A 1183-nucleotide genomic window follows, 5' to 3' on the forward strand; every position below is an offset into this window, starting at 1 on the left:
ACGTTGTTCGCCTGTAGCTTTATCACGCCAGCTTTCAGACGTGGCCACGCTTAACTTAGTCCATGGTCTATTGTTGCTGCCGCCATAGCGCACTTCTGGATCACTGCCAAGGTTGCCGATAATGATTACTTTATTAATTCCACGGCTAGACATTATTCAGTTCCTTCTAACAATGCTTTAGCGCCCTCACTGATGTTCTCTTCTGTCACCGACATCAATTGCGCTTCTTTAAGCTGAGCAACGAATTCTTCGCTTTCACGATTGCTCTCGATTCTTCCACCAAATGACTCATTCAAGGAATATATAATCCGGTTTAAACGATCAGCAGTAATAAGCCAGTTAGCATTGAAGTCATCATCGCAGGTACTGAATAATCGGTCGGCTAAGAGATTTGAATTAGGGATGGGTTCGACAAAATTGAGAATATAAAAATACTTATCGCGCTTAGATGCGATGGTGATCGCCCACGTTTCATCTTCGTTAGCACAAAAAACAAGGCCCATCTGAGTAATGCTCTTTCCTTTAAGAACTTCAAGCTCATCCTTCTCGATTTGGATCCCTTTAAAAGAGATTTGCTTAGTTGCTTTATCGCCAACAGCCTTTATTTGTTCATAATAATCGACACGAAGAAAATCACTTAACTTACCCTCGCCTTGTAAGGCTCTTGATAAAACATCAGACGGTTGATATTCGGTGTCTACAGGTAGAGCTACAAAAGAACCCAAACTGTGACGTAGTAGTTTTAATAACTGTGCACAGCGTTTATCGCTCTTGTCATTAACAAATAGATAGCCTGATTCGGTATCAATAAATGCTGTTACATAGTTAACGCTTGGTATTTCAAGGCGTAGTATTTCTTCTTTAACTTGACCGTAATACTCATTTTCCAATTTGGCCTGATCAAGACCAGGCTTTTCTTCCATGATTTTACTTACTCGTTGACTAACAACTTCCTTAACTTTTGATGGGGAAATTTTCTTCTCTTGAATCTTCAAGCGAAAGCCATACAAGCATCCAAGCTTAATAATTAAATCATCTCGACTAAGACACATTGGACTAACAAACCCCAATGATTCTGTTCCTGTATCTGAGAGAGGTTTGGCTCGAAACTCTTCAAATCGTTTTTCAAGCGTATCTAGGCTGTAAGCAAATGCTGGCAAATAGTAAGGAGTACATTGTTTAA

At 39.9% G+C, this 1183-nt stretch carries 2 protein-coding genes; both read right to left on the reverse strand.

Going from position 1 to position 1183, the window contains the following annotated elements; all coding sequences use genetic code 11:
• Window positions 1–153, reverse strand: a 153-nt coding sequence (locus AND4_RS19160) for a single-stranded DNA-binding protein (protein WP_009844645.1), incomplete at its 3' end; no start/stop codon positions are given.
• Window positions 153–1183, reverse strand: a 1031-nt coding sequence (gene rdgC, locus AND4_RS19165; RefSeq protein ID WP_009844646.1) for a recombination-associated protein RdgC, incomplete at its 5' end; no start/stop codon positions are given. The genes rdgC and AND4_RS19160, both read right to left, overlap by 1 nt.

The sequence above is a fragment of the Vibrio sp. AND4 genome, assembly GCF_000171815.1.
GTDB lineage: Bacteria > Pseudomonadota > Gammaproteobacteria > Enterobacterales > Vibrionaceae > Vibrio.